This window comes from Micromonospora sp. RTGN7, from assembly GCF_033804645.1.
Taxonomy (GTDB): Bacteria; Actinomycetota; Actinomycetes; order Mycobacteriales; family Micromonosporaceae; genus Micromonospora.
Genome location: NZ_JAPZLF010000005.1, coordinates 33,908 through 50,953 on the forward strand (window position 1 = coordinate 33,908; position 17,046 = coordinate 50,953).

At 71.9% G+C, this 17,046-nt stretch carries 4 protein-coding genes and 1 pseudogene; 3 read left to right on the forward strand and 2 right to left on the reverse strand.

Annotation, left to right across the window (positions count from 1 at the left end; translation table 11 throughout):
* Positions 1-2: 2 nt before the first annotated feature.
* Positions 3-11,237 (forward strand): annotated as a pseudogene (locus SNR22_RS08960) (SDR family NAD(P)-dependent oxidoreductase); the annotation flags it as partial.
* A gap of 136 nt (positions 11,238-11,373) precedes the next feature.
* Here SNR22_RS08960 and SNR22_RS08965 read toward each other — a convergent pair.
* Positions 11,374-12,045 (reverse strand): response regulator transcription factor, encoded by a 672-nt coding sequence (locus tag SNR22_RS08965; protein WP_320066038.1) that lies wholly within the window; start codon positions 12,043-12,045, stop codon positions 11,374-11,376.
* Between the two features lie 491 nt (positions 12,046-12,536).
* Here SNR22_RS08965 and SNR22_RS08970 point away from each other — a divergent pair, with 491 nt between their 5' ends.
* The gene (locus SNR22_RS08970) at positions 12,537-13,166 is read left to right on the forward strand and encodes an ISAs1 family transposase (RefSeq protein ID WP_320066039.1); all 630 of its coding nucleotides are present in this window, start codon (positions 12,537-12,539) and stop codon (positions 13,164-13,166) included.
* 242 nt (positions 13,167-13,408) lie between these two features.
* A complete protein-coding gene (locus SNR22_RS08975) occupies positions 13,409-14,989 on the forward strand; it encodes an MFS transporter (RefSeq protein ID WP_320066040.1) in 1,581 nt (526 codons plus the stop codon).
* A gap of 319 nt (positions 14,990-15,308) precedes the next feature.
* Here SNR22_RS08975 and SNR22_RS08980 read toward each other — a convergent pair whose 3' ends face one another.
* On the reverse strand, positions 15,309-16,763 hold the full coding sequence (locus tag SNR22_RS08980) for an SDR family NAD(P)-dependent oxidoreductase (protein ID WP_320066041.1): 1,455 nt from the start codon (positions 16,761-16,763) through the stop codon (positions 15,309-15,311).
* Positions 16,764-17,046: the final 283 nt, after the last annotated feature.

The window sequence follows — 17,046 nt, forward strand, 5'->3', positions numbered from 1 at the left end:
ACATGGACAACGAGCAGAAGCTGCGCGACTACCTCAAGCGAACGATGTTCGAGCTGCGGGAAAGCCGTCAGCACGTCCAGGACCTGGAGGAGCGCGCCTACGAGCCGATCGCGATCGTCGGCATGGCCTGCCGGCTGCCGGGTGGCGTCGCGACCCCGGACGACTTCTGGGAGCTGCTGAGCGCCGGACGCGACGTGGTCGGCACCTTCCCCGACGGCCGCGACTGGGACCTGGACAGCCTGTACGACCCGGACCCCGACCGTCTCGGGACCTCGTACACCCGCGAAGGCGGTTTCCTGTACGACGCGGACCGGTTCGACGCCGAGTTCTTCGGCATCAGCCCGCGCGAGGCGGCGGCGATGGATCCTCAGCAGCGGTTGCTGCTGGAGACCGCGTGGGAGTCCTTCGAGCAGGCCGGGATCGACCCGACCGCGCTGCGCGGCACCCGCACCGGCGTGTACATGGGCGTCATGTACGACGACTACGGCTCCCGGACCCCGGATGCGCCCGAGGTCTTCGAGGGCTACCTGCTGACCGGAAGCGCGGGCAGCGTCGCGTCGGGCCGGCTGGCCTACACGTTCGGGTTGGAGGGGCCGGCGGTGACGATCGACACCGCGTGTTCGTCCTCATTGGTCGCTTTGCACCTCGCCGCTCAGTCGCTGCGTCAGGGTGAGTGCACGATGGCGCTCGCCGGCGGCGTGACGGTCATGGCGACACCCGGCACGTTCGTGGAGTTCTCCCGGCAGCGTGGATTGTCGCCGGACGGTCGGTGCAGGGCGTTCTCGTCGTCGGCGGACGGCACCGGCTGGGCCGAGGGCGTCGGGGTGCTGGTGCTCGAACGGCTGTCCGACGCGCAGCGCAACGGGCATCGGGTGCTGGCGGTGGTTCGGGGTTCCGCGGTGAACCAGGACGGTGCGAGCAGCCAGCTGACCGCGCCGAACGGCCCGTCGCAGGAGCGGGTCATTCACGCCGCGCTGGCCAATGCCCGCTTGTCGGCGTCCGAGGTGGACGTGGTAGAGGCGCACGGTACGGGAACCCGGCTCGGCGATCCGATCGAAGCGCAGGCGCTGCTGGCCACGTACGGCCAGGCTCGTGGGGACGACAACCCGCTGTGGTTGGGCTCAGTCAAATCGAACATCGGTCACACGCAGGCCGCGGCGGGCGTCGCCGGCGTGATCAAGATGGTCCTGGCGATGCGCGCGGGCGTCATGCCGTCGACCCTGCACGTGGACGAGCCGACGCCCGAGGTCGACTGGTCGGCGGGCATGGTGCGACTGCTGACGCGGGCCCAGCGGTGGCCGGAGCTCGATCGTCCGCGGCGTACCGGTGTGTCCTCCTTCGGGATCAGCGGGACCAACGCGCACGTGATCCTCGAAGAGGCGCCGCGGGATCAGGCTGTCGCGCCACAGCCGGAGCCGGGCCCGCCGGTGCCCTGGTTGCTCTCGGCCAGGTCGGAGATCGCGCTCCGGGCCCAGGCGAGCCGGCTGCTGGCCTGGCTCACCGACCACCCCGAGGCGGACGACACCGATGTCGCCGCCGCCCTGATCGGCGCGCGCGCCCAGCTGGACCGGCGCGGCGCGGTGCTCGGCGTAGACCGGGCCGGTCTGCTCGCCGGCCTCACGGCCCTGGCCGCGGGCTCGGCGTCCCCGCACGTCGTGTCGGGTCCCGCCACTACCGGCGAGACGGCCTTCCTGTTCACCGGTCAGGGCGCGCAACGCGTTGGCATGGGCGCGGAGTTGACCGCGGCGTTCCCGGTGTTCGCCGCAGCCCTCGACGAGGTGTGCGCGGAGTTCGACGCCCTGCTGGGCGTGCCGCTGCGCGAAGTCATGTTCGCGATGGCCTCGCTTGATCGGACGGAGTTCACGCAGCCCGCGTTGTTCGCGTTCGAGGTGGCGATGTACCGCCTCCTGGAGTCGTTCGGCGTGACGCCGGATGTGGTGGCGGGACATTCGATCGGTGAGCTGGCGGCGGCCTATGTGGCCGGTGTGTGGTCGTTGCCGGATGCGTGCCGGCTGGTCGCCGCCCGGGGTCGATTGATGGGGTCGCTGCCGGCCGGGGGAGCGATGCTCGCCGCCGCGGTGCCGGAGGAGCGGGCCCTCGCACTGCTCGAGGCGGGGACGGTCTCGTTGGCGGCCGTGAACGCCCCCGCGGCGACGGTGTTCTCGGGCGGGAACGCGGCGATCGCCGCCCTGGAGCACCGGCTGGCGGGCGAGGGCGTGAAGACGACCCGCCTGACGGTTTCCCACGCCTTCCATTCGGCGCTGATGGAGCCGATGCTGGCCGAATACGAGCGGGTCGCCGCGTCGGTGGCGTACCACGCGCCGAGGATCGGCGTGTGCTCCACGGTGTCCGGTGCACTGGTCGGTCTCGAACTGCTGACGCCGCGGTACTGGGTGAGGCAGGTGCGCGAGGCCGTACGGTTCGCCCCGGCGGTGCGGTCGCTCGCCGACGCCGACGTGCGCCGGTTCATCGAGGTGGGTCCGGACGCGGTGCTGGCGGCGCTGACCCGCCAGACCCTGACCGACGAGGAGGCTTCCCGTTCACTGGTCGCGGCGGCGGCCCGGCGCAACCTCGACGAGGTCGACCAGCTCCTGCGGCTGCTCGCCGCCGCCCACTGCTCGGGCCTCGCCGTCAACTGGGCCCCGCTGTCGCCGGGACGACCGGTCGCCCACCTCGACCTGCCCTTCTACGCCTTCCAGCGTCGGCGTCACTGGGTGCGGCCCGAGGACGGTGCGCTCGGTGACCTGGGCCGCGCAGGACTCGCCGCACTCGACCATCCGCTGCTGCGCGTCGCCGCGTCGCTCGCCGGTCGCGACGAATGGCTTTTCAGCGGCAGGCTCTCCACCACCGACCAGCCGTGGATCGCCGACCACACCGCCTTCGGAACGGTGCTGCTGCCCGGCACCGGGTTCGTCGATCTTGCCCTGGCCGTGGGCAGCCGCCTGGAACTGCCCGTCGTGGACGAACTCGTTCTGGAGACGCCGCTGCTGTTCGACGGCACCGCCGCCGTGGACGTGCAGATCTCGGTGACCGAGCCCGACCACACCGGCCGCCGGCGCCTCTCGATCCACTCCCGCGACCAGGGCGAGCCGCACTGGACGCCGCACGCCACCGGCACCCTCGCCCCCGCCGACGGCGTGACGCCGGACTGGACCGACCCCGCATGGCCGCCGGCTGACGCCACGCCGATCGACGGAAAGCATCTGTACGACCGGCTCGCCGACCTCGGATTCGGCTACGGCCCGGCCTTTCAGGACGTGCGCGCCGCCTGGACCAGCGGTGACGACGTGTTCGCCGAGGTGGCCCTGGACGAGACGACGGCCGGCTTCAAGGTGCATCCGGCGCTGCTGGACGCGACGTTCCACGCCGCCATCGAGGGGCTCGCCGACGGCCTGCCCGACGGCCGGCTGCCGCTTCCGTTCTCCTTCGGCGGCGTCCGCGTGTTCAGGCCCGGCGCCACCGCGGTCCGCGCCCGCATCGTCCGCTCGGGTCCCTTGAAGGTACGCATCGACGCCTGCGACGCCACCGGCGCCGCGGTGCTGTCGATCGACGCCGTGCTCGCCCGCCCCGCGGACGCGCGCGCCCTCGCCGGTGCCCACAGCCCGCTCTACGCGCTCGACTGGACGCCGGTGCCGGCACCCGCGGCGGTGCCGGACCGGCAACTGGTCGCACTGGGCCGCCCCGTCGCCGGTTGCGTCGAGACGTTCCGGGATGTCGCGGACCCTTCGGGCGTGGCAGTCGTCTGGTTGCCCGAGAAGGCAGCGGACGGCGCCGACGTCCCTTCCGCTGTCCGCACCGCCGTGCGCGACGCCCTCGCGGTCCTGCGCAACTGGCTCGCCGAACCGGGCCGCGCCGACTCGACGCTGATCGTGCTGACCCGCAACGGAGCCGGCCTGCCCGGTGAGACGCCCGACCTCGCTGCGGCGGCTGTCCGCGGCCTGGTCCGCAGCGCACAGTCGGAACATCCGGGGCGGATCGTGCAGGTCGACGTCATCGACGACGACCACGCGGACCTGCGGCAGCGGATCGCCGCCGCGGCCGCCACGGACGAACCGCAGCTCGCGATCCGCGACGGCGCCATGCTGGCACCGCGGCTGACGCGTACGGCGACGGCCACGGCCGAACCGGCCGGCGAGCCCTTCGGCGGCGGCACGGTCCTGATCACCGGCGGGGCCGGCGGGTTGGGCGCCGTCACCGCACGCCACCTGGTCATCCGGCACGGGGTGCGCCGGCTGCTGCTCGCCTCGCGTCGCGGCTCCGCCGCGCCCGGCGTCGCGGAACTGGTCGCCGAGCTGACCGCGCTGGGCGCCGGCGTACGCGTCGCCGCCTGCGATGTCAGCGATCGCGCCGCCGTCGCCGAGCTGCTGAGATCCGTGCCGGCGCACGAGCGGCTGACCGCGGTCGTGCACACCGCGGGTGTGTCCGACGACGGCACCGTCGCCACGTTGACCGCCGAGCAGGTGGACCGGGTGCTCGCCCCGAAGGTCGACGCCGCCTGGCACCTGCACGAGCTCACCCGCGACCTGGACCTGTCGGCGTTCGTGCTGTTCTCCTCGGCCGGGCCGCTGCTTGGCGGGCAGGGTCAGGGCAACTACGCGGCCGCGAACGCGGCGCTGGACGCGCTCGCCCGGGCACGCCGCAGCGCCGGTCTGCCCGCGCAGTCGCTGGCCTGGGGCCTGTGGAAGCGCGGCATGGCCGAGGCGTTGAACGACGCGGGCGGCGACCATCTGGCGCGCCAGATCCGTACGCGTCTCGGCTTGTCCCCGATCGAGCCGGACACGGGCATGCAGCTGTTTGACAGCGCCCTGACCAGCGACGAACCGGCGCCGATGACCGCGCTGCTCGACATGCCCGCCCTCACCGCGCTGGGCCGGCTCGGCACGCTGCCGGCGGTGCTGCGCGGCCTGATCCAGGTGCCGTCGCGCGCCCGGGTCGCCGACGGCCCGTTGCGTCAACGGTTGCTCGACGCCCCCGCCGAGCAGTGGGAGGCGCTGATCCGCGGTGAGGTCCGCGCCATAGCCGCCGCGGTGCTCGGCCACGCGTCGGCCGAGGCGATCGACCCCGGGACGCCGTTCGCCGACCTGGGCCTCGACTCGCTCGGCGGCGTCGAGTTCCGCAACCGGGTGACCGCCGCCACCGGTGTTCAGCTGCCGTCAACGCTGGTGTTCGACTATCCGACCCCGGCCGCTGTCGCGGGCTTCCTGCGTACCCGGGTCGATGGTTCGGCGCCGGCGCCACCGCGTCCCGCCTCGGCCAGGTCCCGGGCCACGGCCGACGAGCCGATCGCGATCGTCGGCATGAGCTGCCGGTATCCCGGCGGTGTCGAGAATGCCGAGCAGCTCTGGGAACTGATCGCCGGTCGCGTCGACGCGATCACCCCGATCCCGGGCGACCGCGGCTGGGACCCCGACCAGCTGTACGACGCCGACCCTGGCCGGCCCGGCAAGATCTACACCCGGGAAGGCGGGTTCCTGGACGCCGCCGGTGACTTCGATGCCGCCTTCTTCGGCATCGGACCCCGCGAGGCGGCGGCGATGGACCCGCAGCAGCGGCTGCTGCTTGAGGCGTCCTGGGAAGCGCTCGAAGACGCCGGCATCGACCCGGCCTCGCTGCGGGGCAGCGACACCGGGGTGTACGCGGGCGTCATGTACCAGGACTACGGCTACTTGGCGCGTGACGCCGCCGACGGTGCCGCCGACGGCTATCTGGCGACCGGATCGGGCGGCAGCGTCGTCTCCGGCCGGGTGTCGTACGCCCTCGGGCTGGAAGGCCCCGCGGTGACGGTGGACACGGCCTGTTCGTCGTCGCTGGTGGCCCTGCACCTGGCGATGCAGGCACTGCGCGCCGGGGAGACGTCGCTGGTCCTGGCCGGTGGGGTGACGGTCATGTCGACCCCGATGCTGTTCCTGGAGTTCTCCCGGCAGCGGGCGCTGTCACCGGACGGGCGGTGCAAGGCGTTCTCGAGTGCCGCGGACGGCGTCGCGTGGGCCGAGGGCGTCGGCCTGCTCGCCCTCGAGCGGTTGTCCGATGCAAGGCGCCACGGGCGGCCGGTGCTGGCCGTGATCCGCGGAAGCGCGATCAATCAGGACGGCGCCAGCAACGGACTGACCGCGCCGAACGGTCCGTCCCAGGAGCGGGTGATCGCGCAGGCGCTGGCCAATGCCGGGGTGGCCGCGGCCGACGTCGACGCGGTGGAGGCGCACGGCACCGGCACGACGCTGGGTGACCCGATCGAGGCGCAGGCGCTGATCAACGCGTACGGGCAGGACCGCGCCGAGCCGCTGCGGATCGGATCGCTGAAGTCGAACATCGGGCACACCCAGGCGGCCGCCGGCGTCGGCGGCGTGATCAAGATGGTGCAGGCGCTGCGGCACGAGACGCTGCCGCCCACCTTGCACGTCGACGCGCCGTCGCCGCACGTGCCGTGGTCGGCGGGCGCCGTCCGGATCCTGACCAGGGCCGAGCCGTGGCCGGTGGGCGAGCGTCCGCGCCGGGCGGCAGTGTCGTCTTTCGGGATCAGCGGAACCAACGCGCACGTAATCCTCGAGGAGGCGCCCGCGGTCGTGCCGCGGCCGGCCGAGCCACCGCGGCCCGCCGCCCTGCCGCTGCTGCTGTCCGCGCGGACGACCGCCGCGCTGCGGGCCCAGGCGCGCCGCCTCCACGACGCGCTGCACGAACGTCCGGAGCTCGACCTGACCGACGTCGCGGCGACACTGGCGCTGCACCGTGCGCGGCTCGAGCGGCGCGCCGCCGTCGTGGGCGCGGACCGGGAGGCGCTGCTGGCGGGCCTGGCCCGGGTGGCCGCCGACGAGCCGGGACCGGGCGTCGTCGACGGCGCAGACCCAGCCGGTACGACAGCGTTCCTGTTCACCGGTCAGGGCGCGCAGCGAATCGGGATGGGCGCCGGCCTGTACCGGGAGTTCCCGGCTTTCGCGGCCGCGCTCGACGAGGTGTGCGCGCAATTCGACGGGTACGTAGGGCATTCGCTGCGGGACGTGATGTTCGGCGCGACCGCCGGGACTCTGCTGGACCGCACCGAGTACATCCAGCCCGCGCTGTTCGCGTTCGAGGTGGCGTTGTATCGCCTGGTCGAGTCGCTGGGTCTGACGCCGGACGCGGTGGCCGGCCACTCGATCGGCGAGCTGGCCGCGGCCTACGTGGCCGGCGTGTGGTCGTTGCCGGACGCCTGCCGCCTCGTCGCGGCCCGTGGCCGGTTGATGGGTGCGCTGCCGGCCGGGGGAGCGATGCTTGCCGCCGCGGTGTCGGAGGAGCGGGCGCTGGAACTGCTCCTGGCGACATATCCGGCGGGAACGATCTCGCTGGCGGCCGTGAACGCTCCCGACGCGGTGGTCTTCTCCGGAGACGACGAGGCGGTGTCGGCGCTCGAGTCGACGCTGATGACCGCGGGCGTCAAGATGAGCCGGCTGCGGGTGAGCCACGCGTTCCACTCCGCCTTGATGGATCCGATGCTGACCGAGTTCGCGGAGATCGCCGCGGGCCTGACCTATCACGAGCCGCGAATCCCCTTGTGCTCCACGGTTTCCGGCACGCTCACCGGCGAGGCGGTGGATACGCCGGGGTATTGGGTGCGGCAGGTGCGCGAGGCGGTGCGCTTCACCCCGGCGGTGCGGTCGCTGCTCGACTCGGGTGTGCGCCTCTTCGTCGAGCTGGGCCCGGACGCGGTGTTGACGCCGATGACCCGCGCCGCCCTGGCGACGGACCCCACTGCCGGCGCGTCGGTGGTCGCAGCGTCCCGGCGTACGGTCGCCGAGCCCGAGCAGCTGGTCGCCGCGCTGGCTACCGCGCACTGCGCGGGCCGGCCGGTGCGGTGGGCGGACTACTTCGGAGCTCGGCCGCAGGCACGGATCACCTTGCCGACCTATCCCTTCCAGCACGAACGATTCTGGCTGCTGCCCGCGGAGGCCCCCGCGCCGCTCGCCGGTGCCGACGCCGTCGACCATCCGCTGCTGCACGCCCAGGTGCAGGTCGCCGGCAAGGACGAGTGGCTGTTCATCGGCCGGCTCTCGCTGCGCACGCACCCTTGGCTCGCCGACCACGCGGTCTTCTGCACGGTGGTGCTGCCGGGTACCGGATTCGTGGAGCTGGCGCTGGCCGCCGGTGCCCGGCTCGGCGTCCCGCGCCTGGCGGAGCTGGTGCTCGCGGCGCCGCTGGTGCTCCCGGCCGACGGCGGCGCCGACCTTCAGGTCGCCGTGGGCGAACCCGATGCCGACGGGAACCGCACCGTGGTTGTGCACGCCCGCGCCGCCGATGCCTGGGTGCCGCATGCCCGCGGCCTGCTCACGCCCGCCGAGCCGACCACAGCGGCCGACTGGTCCCAGGTGTGGCCTCCGTTTGCCGGCGAACCGGTCGACGGCCGGCAGATGTACCGCGCGCTCGGCGAGCTTGGCTTCGGGTACGGCCCGGCGTTCCAGAGCGTCCGCGCCGTATGGTCGCGTGGCGAGGAAACCTTTGCCGACCTGGTGCTCGACACCGATACCGCGGCGCGCGCCACCGCCTTCGGACTGCATCCGGCCCTGCTGGACGCGGTCTTACACGCCGCCGCCGACCTCCTCGCCGATGGCGTGCACCTGCCTGTCGCCTTCGACGGCGTCCAACTGGTCCGGTCCGGCGCGGATGCGCTGCGTGTCCGTATCGCCCGCATCGCGCCGGACACCCTGCGCGTGGACGCGGTCGACCCGGCCGGTGCCCTCGTGCTGAGCATGGAGTCGGTGCGCGTCCGCCCGATCGAGCCGCAGGCGCTGGCCCGGCTGCGTGGCGCGGCGCCGCTGTTCGACCTCGAATGGGTGGCAGTGCCCGCCGTGTCCACGGCGGACGCCGGGCGCGTCGTCGTGCTCGGCGACCCGGCGACCCTCGCGGCCCCGGAGCCCCCGGCCTGCTGTGCCGATCTCGCGGAGCTCGCCGCGCTGCCGGAATTTCCCGGGACGGTGGTCTGGCCGGCGCCCTGCGAAACCGGTGGCGGCGCGGCGGATATCCACGCCGGAGTGCTGACAGCGCTCGCACTGCTGCAGGGCTGGATCGGCGCCGGACATCCCGGCCGGCTCGCGATCATGACGCGCACGGCCGCCGGGCTGCCGGGCGAGAACCCCGATCTGGTCGGAGCCGCCGTGGCGGGCCTGGTGCGCAGCGCCCAGTCCGAGCATCCGGGCCGATTCCTGCTCATCGACCACGACGGCGACGCCCTGCCGATCAAGGCGCTCGCCGGTGCCTTGGCCCGGGACGAACCGCACGTGGCCGTTCGCGAGGGCAGGTTCCTGGCACCCCGCCTGCAGCCGCTGCCCGCCGCCGAACCGGGCAAGCCACCGTCGTTCGGCTACGGCACGGTGCTCATCACCGGTGGCACCGGTGGCATCGGCGGCATCGTCGCCCGGCACCTGGTCGCGGCGCGCGGCGTACGACGGCTGCTGCTGGTATCGCGGCGCGGTGCCGCCGCGGACGGCGCCGCCGACCTGGTCGCCGAGCTGACCGGCCTCGGCGCTCAGGTCCGGGTCGTGGCCTGCGACGTCGCCGAACGCACCGAGGTCCGGGCCCTGCTGGCCGGCATCGAGGCCGACGCCCCGCTGACCGCTGTCATCCACGCGGCGGGCGTCCTGGACGACGGCACGCTCGACACCCTCACGGCCGCGCGGACGACACGGGTGCTGGCGCCGAAGGTCGACGCCGCGCTGCACCTGCACGAGCTGACCCGCGATCGAGACCTGTCGGCGTTCGTGCTGTTCTCGTCGGCGGCGCCGCTGCTCGGCGGGCAGGGACAGGGCAACTACGCCGCCGCGAACAGCGTGCTGGACGCGCTGGCCCGTGTGCGGCGCGGTGCGGGGCTGCCCGCGCACTCCCTGGCCTGGGGACTGTGGACCGTCGGCATGGCAGGGATCCTCGCCGGCGACGGCGCGGGGCAGTACGCCCGCCAGATCCGGGCCAGGCTGGGCCTGATCCCGATCGACCCGGAGGCCGGGATGGCGCTGTTCGACAACGCGCTCGCGACCGATCGGGCGACACCGGTGACGGCGCTGCTGGACACGGCGGTGCTCACCACCCGGGCGCGCAGCGGCACCCTGCCCGCGGTGCTGCGCGGCCTGGTCCGGGTTCCCCTGGCCGCCGCCGGCACCGAGGTCAGCCTGGCACGGCGGCTGGCCGCACTGCCCGATGTCGAGCGTGACGGGGTGATCCTGCGCGAGGTGCGCGAGGTCGCCGCGGCGGTTCTCGGCCACCGGTCCGGCGACGCGATCGACCCGGACGCGCCGTTCACCGAGCTCGGCTTCGACTCCCTCGGCGCCGTCGAGTTCCGCAACCGGCTCGCCCGGCTGACCGGGCTGACGTTGCCATCGACGCTGATCTTCGACCACGCGACCGCCGCCGACGTGGCGAAACTGGTGGGATCGCGGATCGGGGAAGCCGACCTCGGCGGGGCCGGACCGGCACCGGCCGGCGTGCGCGGCACGATCACCGACCTGGTCGCCGCGGCGCATCGCCGCGGCGAGCTGGCCGGGGCGATGCCCCTGCTGATCGCGGGCTCGGCCCTGATGACCACTTACCCTGCCGGCGAGGCCGCCGCCCGGCGCCCGGCCGTGCAGCTGTTGGCGCGCGGCGCCGCAGCACCGGCGCTGATCGGCATCCCCTCGTTCCTGGCGGGATCGGGCCCGCACCAGTTCGCCCGCCTGGCGCGCGAGCTCGGCGGCGAGTGGCAGGTCAGCGCGTTGCGGCTGCCTGGCCTGCACGCGGGCGACGACCTGCCGGCGACCTGGGCGGCGGCGATCGAGAGCCTCGCCGCGGCGGTCGCGGCGGAGCTCGAGCGCGGCCCGGTGGCGCTCGTCGGCTATTCGGCCGGCGGTGCGATCGCCCACGCGGTCGCCCGGCGGATCGAGGACGACGGCGCCGAGCTCGCGGGCGTCGCGATGATCGACACCTACTCCCCGGAGGACCACGAGCTCAACCTCCGGGTGCTCACCGACGCGCTGGGGCAGATCCTGACCCGGGACAACGCCCTGACCCCCGTCGACGACCACGGCCTGGTCGCCATGGGCGGCTACGTGCGGATCTATCCCGAGCGCGCGGCCGAGCCGATCGCCGCGCCGACGCTGAACCTGCGGGCCACCGCGGCGCTGAGCGGCTTCGGCGACGCCGCCCCTGTCCCCGGCTGGCAACACCGTGGTCCGGCGGCCCACGTTGAGGCGGACCACTTCTCGATCATCGAGGACCGGGCGCCGGCGACCGCCGCGCACCTCCGCCGCTGGCTCGACTCACTCGGCACCCGTTGATGTCCGAGCCGTCGATCGGAGCAACACGGGCGCCCGCGCCGGGCGTGCGGCGACCCCTCCGTACGCCGATTATTTTCGGACCAGTCCGTTGGTCAGTGCCTCAGACGGTGAGGAGCTTCAGCTCGATGGCACGGACGACCGCGAGGGTCCGATTGGGGCAGTTGAGCTTGGCCAGAATGATGCCGACCGCGCGTTTGACGCCGTGTTCGGAGATGCTCAGCGATCGGGCGACCTGCCGGTTGCTTTGCCCCTCGGCGATCAGGCGGAGCACTTGCTGTTCGCGTGCCGTCAGGGCGACCATCGACGCGCGCTGCGAGGTGGCGTCGCCGGTCTGGTCGGGCGCCGTCACCGATCGGCGCGCCAGGCTTGCCGACACATGGAATCGTCCGGCCGCCACGTCGAGGATCGCTTCGCGCAGGGTCTCGGGGCGCAGATCCGTCCAGTCGAGGAAACCGTTCGCGTGATCGATCCAGGATGGCTCGACAATGTCCCCGGAATCCACCAGGATCAGTACATGCACGTGGTGAGCGCGCAGCTTCTCTGCGATCTTCTCACAGACGGGCTCAAGCGCAATGCCGCAGGAAATGATCAGCTGGGCGTTGCAGAATGTCGAGAGATCGCCGATATCCGTGATGAGTTGTGCCGTCACTGGGAGGTCGAGCGAATGAAACATTCCCTCGACACTGTATCGACGAATGTCGTCGGGGATTATCAGCACGATTTGGAGGTCGGGATCGAGCGTGCCGGTCGGCGCCGCGATCTCGGTGCGCAACGGAGATCGCCCGGCTCCCGCCGAAGGCGGCCGGTCGTGTATATCAGGAAATAGATTTCCGCCGGTCCAACCAGATTGCCCCGCCAGCCTATCGTTTACACTGCCCATCAGTGGTCCCCGGTTTCTGATGCTGACATCTCAAAGGTTTGCTCACCAAAGGTGAGCATGGCACGGGTTTGCCGGGACCGTCCACCCCGGCCCGACGGGGGAAATGACATTGATCATCATGGTTGAAGCTGGCGGGAGCAGGGCGATCGCGGCGCGACCCGCGTCTGTTGTGGAGAAGTTCAAATCTTGCGGTGACGCTGGTCACAGCGTAAGCGCGGCGGACCTCGTCCCGTGCCGTCCACGGCCCAATCATCCCGGGTGCGGCCGTGGTGTCGCAGGTCGCGGCGCGGCGGCTCGGGGGAACATGGAATCCGTTCCATCGCAACCGTCCGAAGGCCATGAAATTCTGCGAATCGCAAGCCCTCGGTGTGGCATAAAAATTTGTGACTGATCAGGTGCTGCATTCGGTCAAGGCGAACATCTCCTGGCTGGTCGAGGCCAAGAAGGCCCACTACATCGCCGTGATCAAGACCAATCAACCGACCGCCCACAGCCAGCTCGCGGACCTGCCGTGGCGGGACATCGCCGGGCAGCACACCGCCTCCGCCTCCGGGCACGGCAGGCGCGAGTCACGCTCGATCAAGACCTGCGCCGTCGCGGACGAACTCGGCGGGATCGCCTTTCCCCACGTCCGCCTGGCCATCCGGGTCCACCGCCGGCGCAAGCAGTCCGGCAAGCACGAAACCCGTGAAAGCGTCTACGCCGTGACCAGCCTCGACGCCCACCAGGCCAGCCCGGCCGACCTGGCCACCGCGATCCGCGGGCACTGGGCAGTGGCAGTGGAGAACTCCGCACACCACATCAGGGATGTCACCTCCGCCGAAGACGCCTCCACCATCCACACCGGAACCGCACCCCGCGCCATGGCGACCCTCCGCAACCTCGCCATCGGCGCGCTGAAGACCCTCGGAGTCGACAACATCGTCAAGACCACCCGGGCGATCCGCGACGAACCCCAACGAGCACTCCCCATCCTGGGCATCACCAACGATCCGGACGCCTACGGAACTTGATCAAGCCCTGACAACGCACTCCAAGCCCTCACTGACCTCGCCGCCGGTCACCTCTGGCTACCCAACGTCGAATGCAGCGCCTGATCAATCACAAAAATTTTTCAGTCCGCACACCCCGGGGTGGGCACAGAATCCGTTCGGCCGCAACAGTATTGACCAGAAAGCTAAGCTTGACAGTGATCCTGGAGTTTGTTTATGGTCCACGGGTTCTGGTTCTGGTTGACCGATAACTGAAGGTGTTCATGACCGCGCCTCCGACGTTGCCGAAGTCGCGGCAACAGTTAATTCTTGCCGTCCTCATGATGTGCTCGCTGCTGATCTGGCTGGACAATACCGTCCTGAGCGCCACGCTGGAGACCCTGGCCGACCCGGTCCGCGGGCTGGGAGCCGATCCCGGCCAGCTGCAATGGGCGACCGGTTCGTACACCCTGGCCTTTGCCACATTGATGTTCACGGCCGGCGCGGTGGGCGATCGATTCGGTCACCGTACGGTCTTTTCCGGCGGGTTGGTGATCTTCGCGGGGTCGTCGTTGTGGGCTGCATATGCAAGCGACGCGGGTCAGCTGATCGCGGCCCGAGCCGCGATGGGCGTGGGCAGCGCGCTGATCACACCGGCCACCATGGCTGTTCTCATGTGGACCTTCACCGGCGCCGCGCGGGCCTCCGCGATCGCCATTTTCTCGACGTCGGCCGGCGTCGGAATGGCCGCCGGCCCGGTGCTGGCGGGATTGCTGCTCGATCGTTTCTGGTGGGGCTCGGTCTTCCTGATCAACGTCCCGGTCGCCGTATTGGCGTTGGCCGTGCTCGCCGTGCTGGTCCCGAATTTCCGCAGCCCCACGCGGCGGCCGCTGGACCCCGCTGGAATGCTGTTGTCGATTAGCGGGCTCGTGGCGTTGGCGTATGGTCTGATCCGGGCGGGGCAGGTGGCGGCGTGGAGCCGTGCGGATGTTTGGGCTCCGATCGTTGTCGGGCTGGCGCTGCTGGCCGTCTTCGTCGTCGCCGAGCTGCGGGTCAAAGCTCCCAGCTTCGATCCGCGGCTGCTCGCGCAACGCATGTTCGGCGGCGGCAACGTGGCGCTCGGACTGCTGCTCTTCGCGGTCGCCGCCATCACCTTCTACAACGCGTTCTACCTGCAGGGCGCGCTCGGGTTCTCCCCGATGAAGGCGGGTCTGGTCAATATCGCGACCGCGTTGGGCGCGGTCGCGGGGGCGCCCCTCGGCTCGCGCCTGACCCGCCGCCTGTCGCTCCGCCCGGTTGCCGTGCCGGCCTTGACCGTGGCCGCCCTGACCATGGGTGGTTACGGGTTCCTCGGACTGAGCACCCCGCTCGTCGGGATCGAGATCCTGTTGTTCGTGCAGGGCCTCGCGGTCGGCATGGTGATCGGCCCCGTGACGGCCGCGCTGGTCAGCAACCTGCCGTTGGAGCAGGCTGGCGCGGGATCGGCGGTCACCAACACCGTGCGGCAGACCGGGAGCGTGATCGGCATCGCGGTGGGCGGCACGATCCTGTCGATCGTGTACCGGCGGACGATCGAACCGTCACTGGCGGGTGTGCCCGGTCCGGTGCGGGATCAGGCGCGGGTCTCCGCCGAACAAGCCCGCCACATCGCCGCCGTCAGCAACCGGCCCGACCTCGCCCGGGCCGCCGACGACGCGTTCATCCACGCCATGCATGTCGGCGCGGGCTGGATCGCGGCCATCGCCCTCCTCGGAGCCGTGGTGCTGCTGATCACCCTGCCCGCCGCCGGAAGGAAGAAGGACCCGCTACCGGAGCTGGACTTCGACGAGGAGGTCCTCAGCGCCGAGGCCACCCGGGCAACGTAAAGCGCCGTTCAGGGCCTGCCTGGGTCGACAGCGGGGCATCGGCCGAGCAGGGCACGTGTGTAGGCCGCATGCCGGCCGCGATGCTGACCATCAACTCGAATACCTCGCCGGTACGGTCCCGAGCGGCGGAGGTGGCCCGCCGCACCACAGCCCGCCGTACTGGTACTCGCGGATTCGCCCCGGATGCACCGCGCAGGGGACCGGTAGCAGGGGCGATCGCCGGGTCAGCGGATTGTGGCGGTGAGGCGTTGGGGACCTCATGGCGTCCCGTCACATCCTCCTTTGCCCCGGGCGGCCGACGGCGGGGTGGGCGTGCGGGTCACCAGGCGCAGGGCGCATAGTCCTTCAGGAAACAGCCGTACAGGTCCTCGCCCTGCTCGCCGCGAACGATCGGGTCGTACACCCGGGCCGCGCCGTCGACCAGGTCCAGCGGGGCGTGGAAGCCTTCGTCCGCCAGCCGCATCTTCGTCGGGTGGGGCCGCTCGTCGGTGATCCAGCCGGTGTCGACGCTGGTCATCAGGATGCCGTCGGTCAGCATCTCCTGGGCGCTGGTGCGGGTCAGCATGTTCAGCGCGGCCTTGGCCATGTTGGTGTGCGGGTGCCCGGGGCCCTTGTAGCCGCGGCCGAACTGGCCCTCCATCGCCGACACGTTCACCACGTACTTGCGGCGGGCCTTCGCCGCGGCCATCGCCGGACGCAGCCGGCTGACCAGCACGAACGGTGCGGTCACGTTGCACAACTGCACCTCGAGCAGCTCGAGGGGGTCGACCTCCTGCACCCGCTGCACCCAGCTGTTGACCGAGTCGAGGTCCGGTACCAGGCCGCCGGCGTCGATGGCGGTGGACGCCGCGATCCGCTCCGGGGAGGCGGAGCCACTGGTCAACGCCAGCGCGGTCAGCGCGTGCGGGGTGAGCGCGGTCGACTCCGGCCCGGCGGTCAGGCTCCCGGCCGGGCCGCCGGCCGGCTTGGCGAACGTGATCAGCTCCGGCAGGGGGCCGTCCGGCAGGGCCGCGGCCTCCGCGGCGACGAGCTGCGCGTACGCCCCGGGCGAGCGGCGGACGGTCTGCGCCGCGTTGTTGATCAGAATGTCGAGTGGCCCCTGGCTGCTGACCGAGTCGGCGAGGGCGATCACCTGAGCGGGGTCGCGCAGGTCGATCCCGACGATCCGCAGGCGGTGCAGCCAGTCCGCGCTGTCCGGCATCGCGGCGAACCTGCGGACCGCGTCGTGCGGGAACCGGGTGGTCACCGTGGTGTGCGCGCCGTCGCGCAGCAGCCGTAGCGCGATGTACATGCCGATCTTCGCCCGGCCGCCGGTGAGCAGCGCACGGCGGCCGGTCAGGTCGGTACGCGCGTCCCGGCGCTCGCGGTTGAGCGCGGCGCAGGACGGGCAGAGCTGGTGGTAGAAGGCGTCCACCTCGCGGTAGCGTTGCTTGCAGACGTAGCAGCCGCGCGCGTTGTGCAGGACGCCCGCCGTGGCGCCGGCGGTGGGCGAGGCGAGCGGAATGCCCTGGGTCTCGTCGTCGATCCGCCCGGTGGCGCCGGTGGCTGTGGCAGCCGTCACCGCCCGGTCGGCCGTCAGGATGGCGTCGCGCCGCTCCTCCCGCCGCCGCTGCTTGATCACCTTGTAGAGCTTGGCGGTGGCCCGCTGCACCTGTACCACGTCGGGATGATCCGGAGGAAGGGCCTCCAACGCCGCAAAGACGCTCAAACAGGTCTCCAGCCGGTCGCGGTCAATCGCGTACTGACTGTTTTCCGGGTTTCTGTCCGCCGTCATGCTTTCCGTCTCGTCCCATTTCCGGAGCCAGATCCAGCCGGCCCCACCCCAAGTCCGACCCAAAACTGTACGCACCCGGCGGCGTCCGACGCATCCCGCGTTCCGGAGCCCGCCCGGGCCGGTGACGTCCGCGCGGCTCGCGGCCCGGCGGACGCGGTCCGGTTCGCCAATGCCGACCACGCCGGCCAACTCCCCCCGGCCGGCTCACGGAGTGGGGTTTCCAGGGCAAGGGCACCGGACCCGTCGCGACCCCCACCTGCACCGCCGGCTGAAATCACCTGAG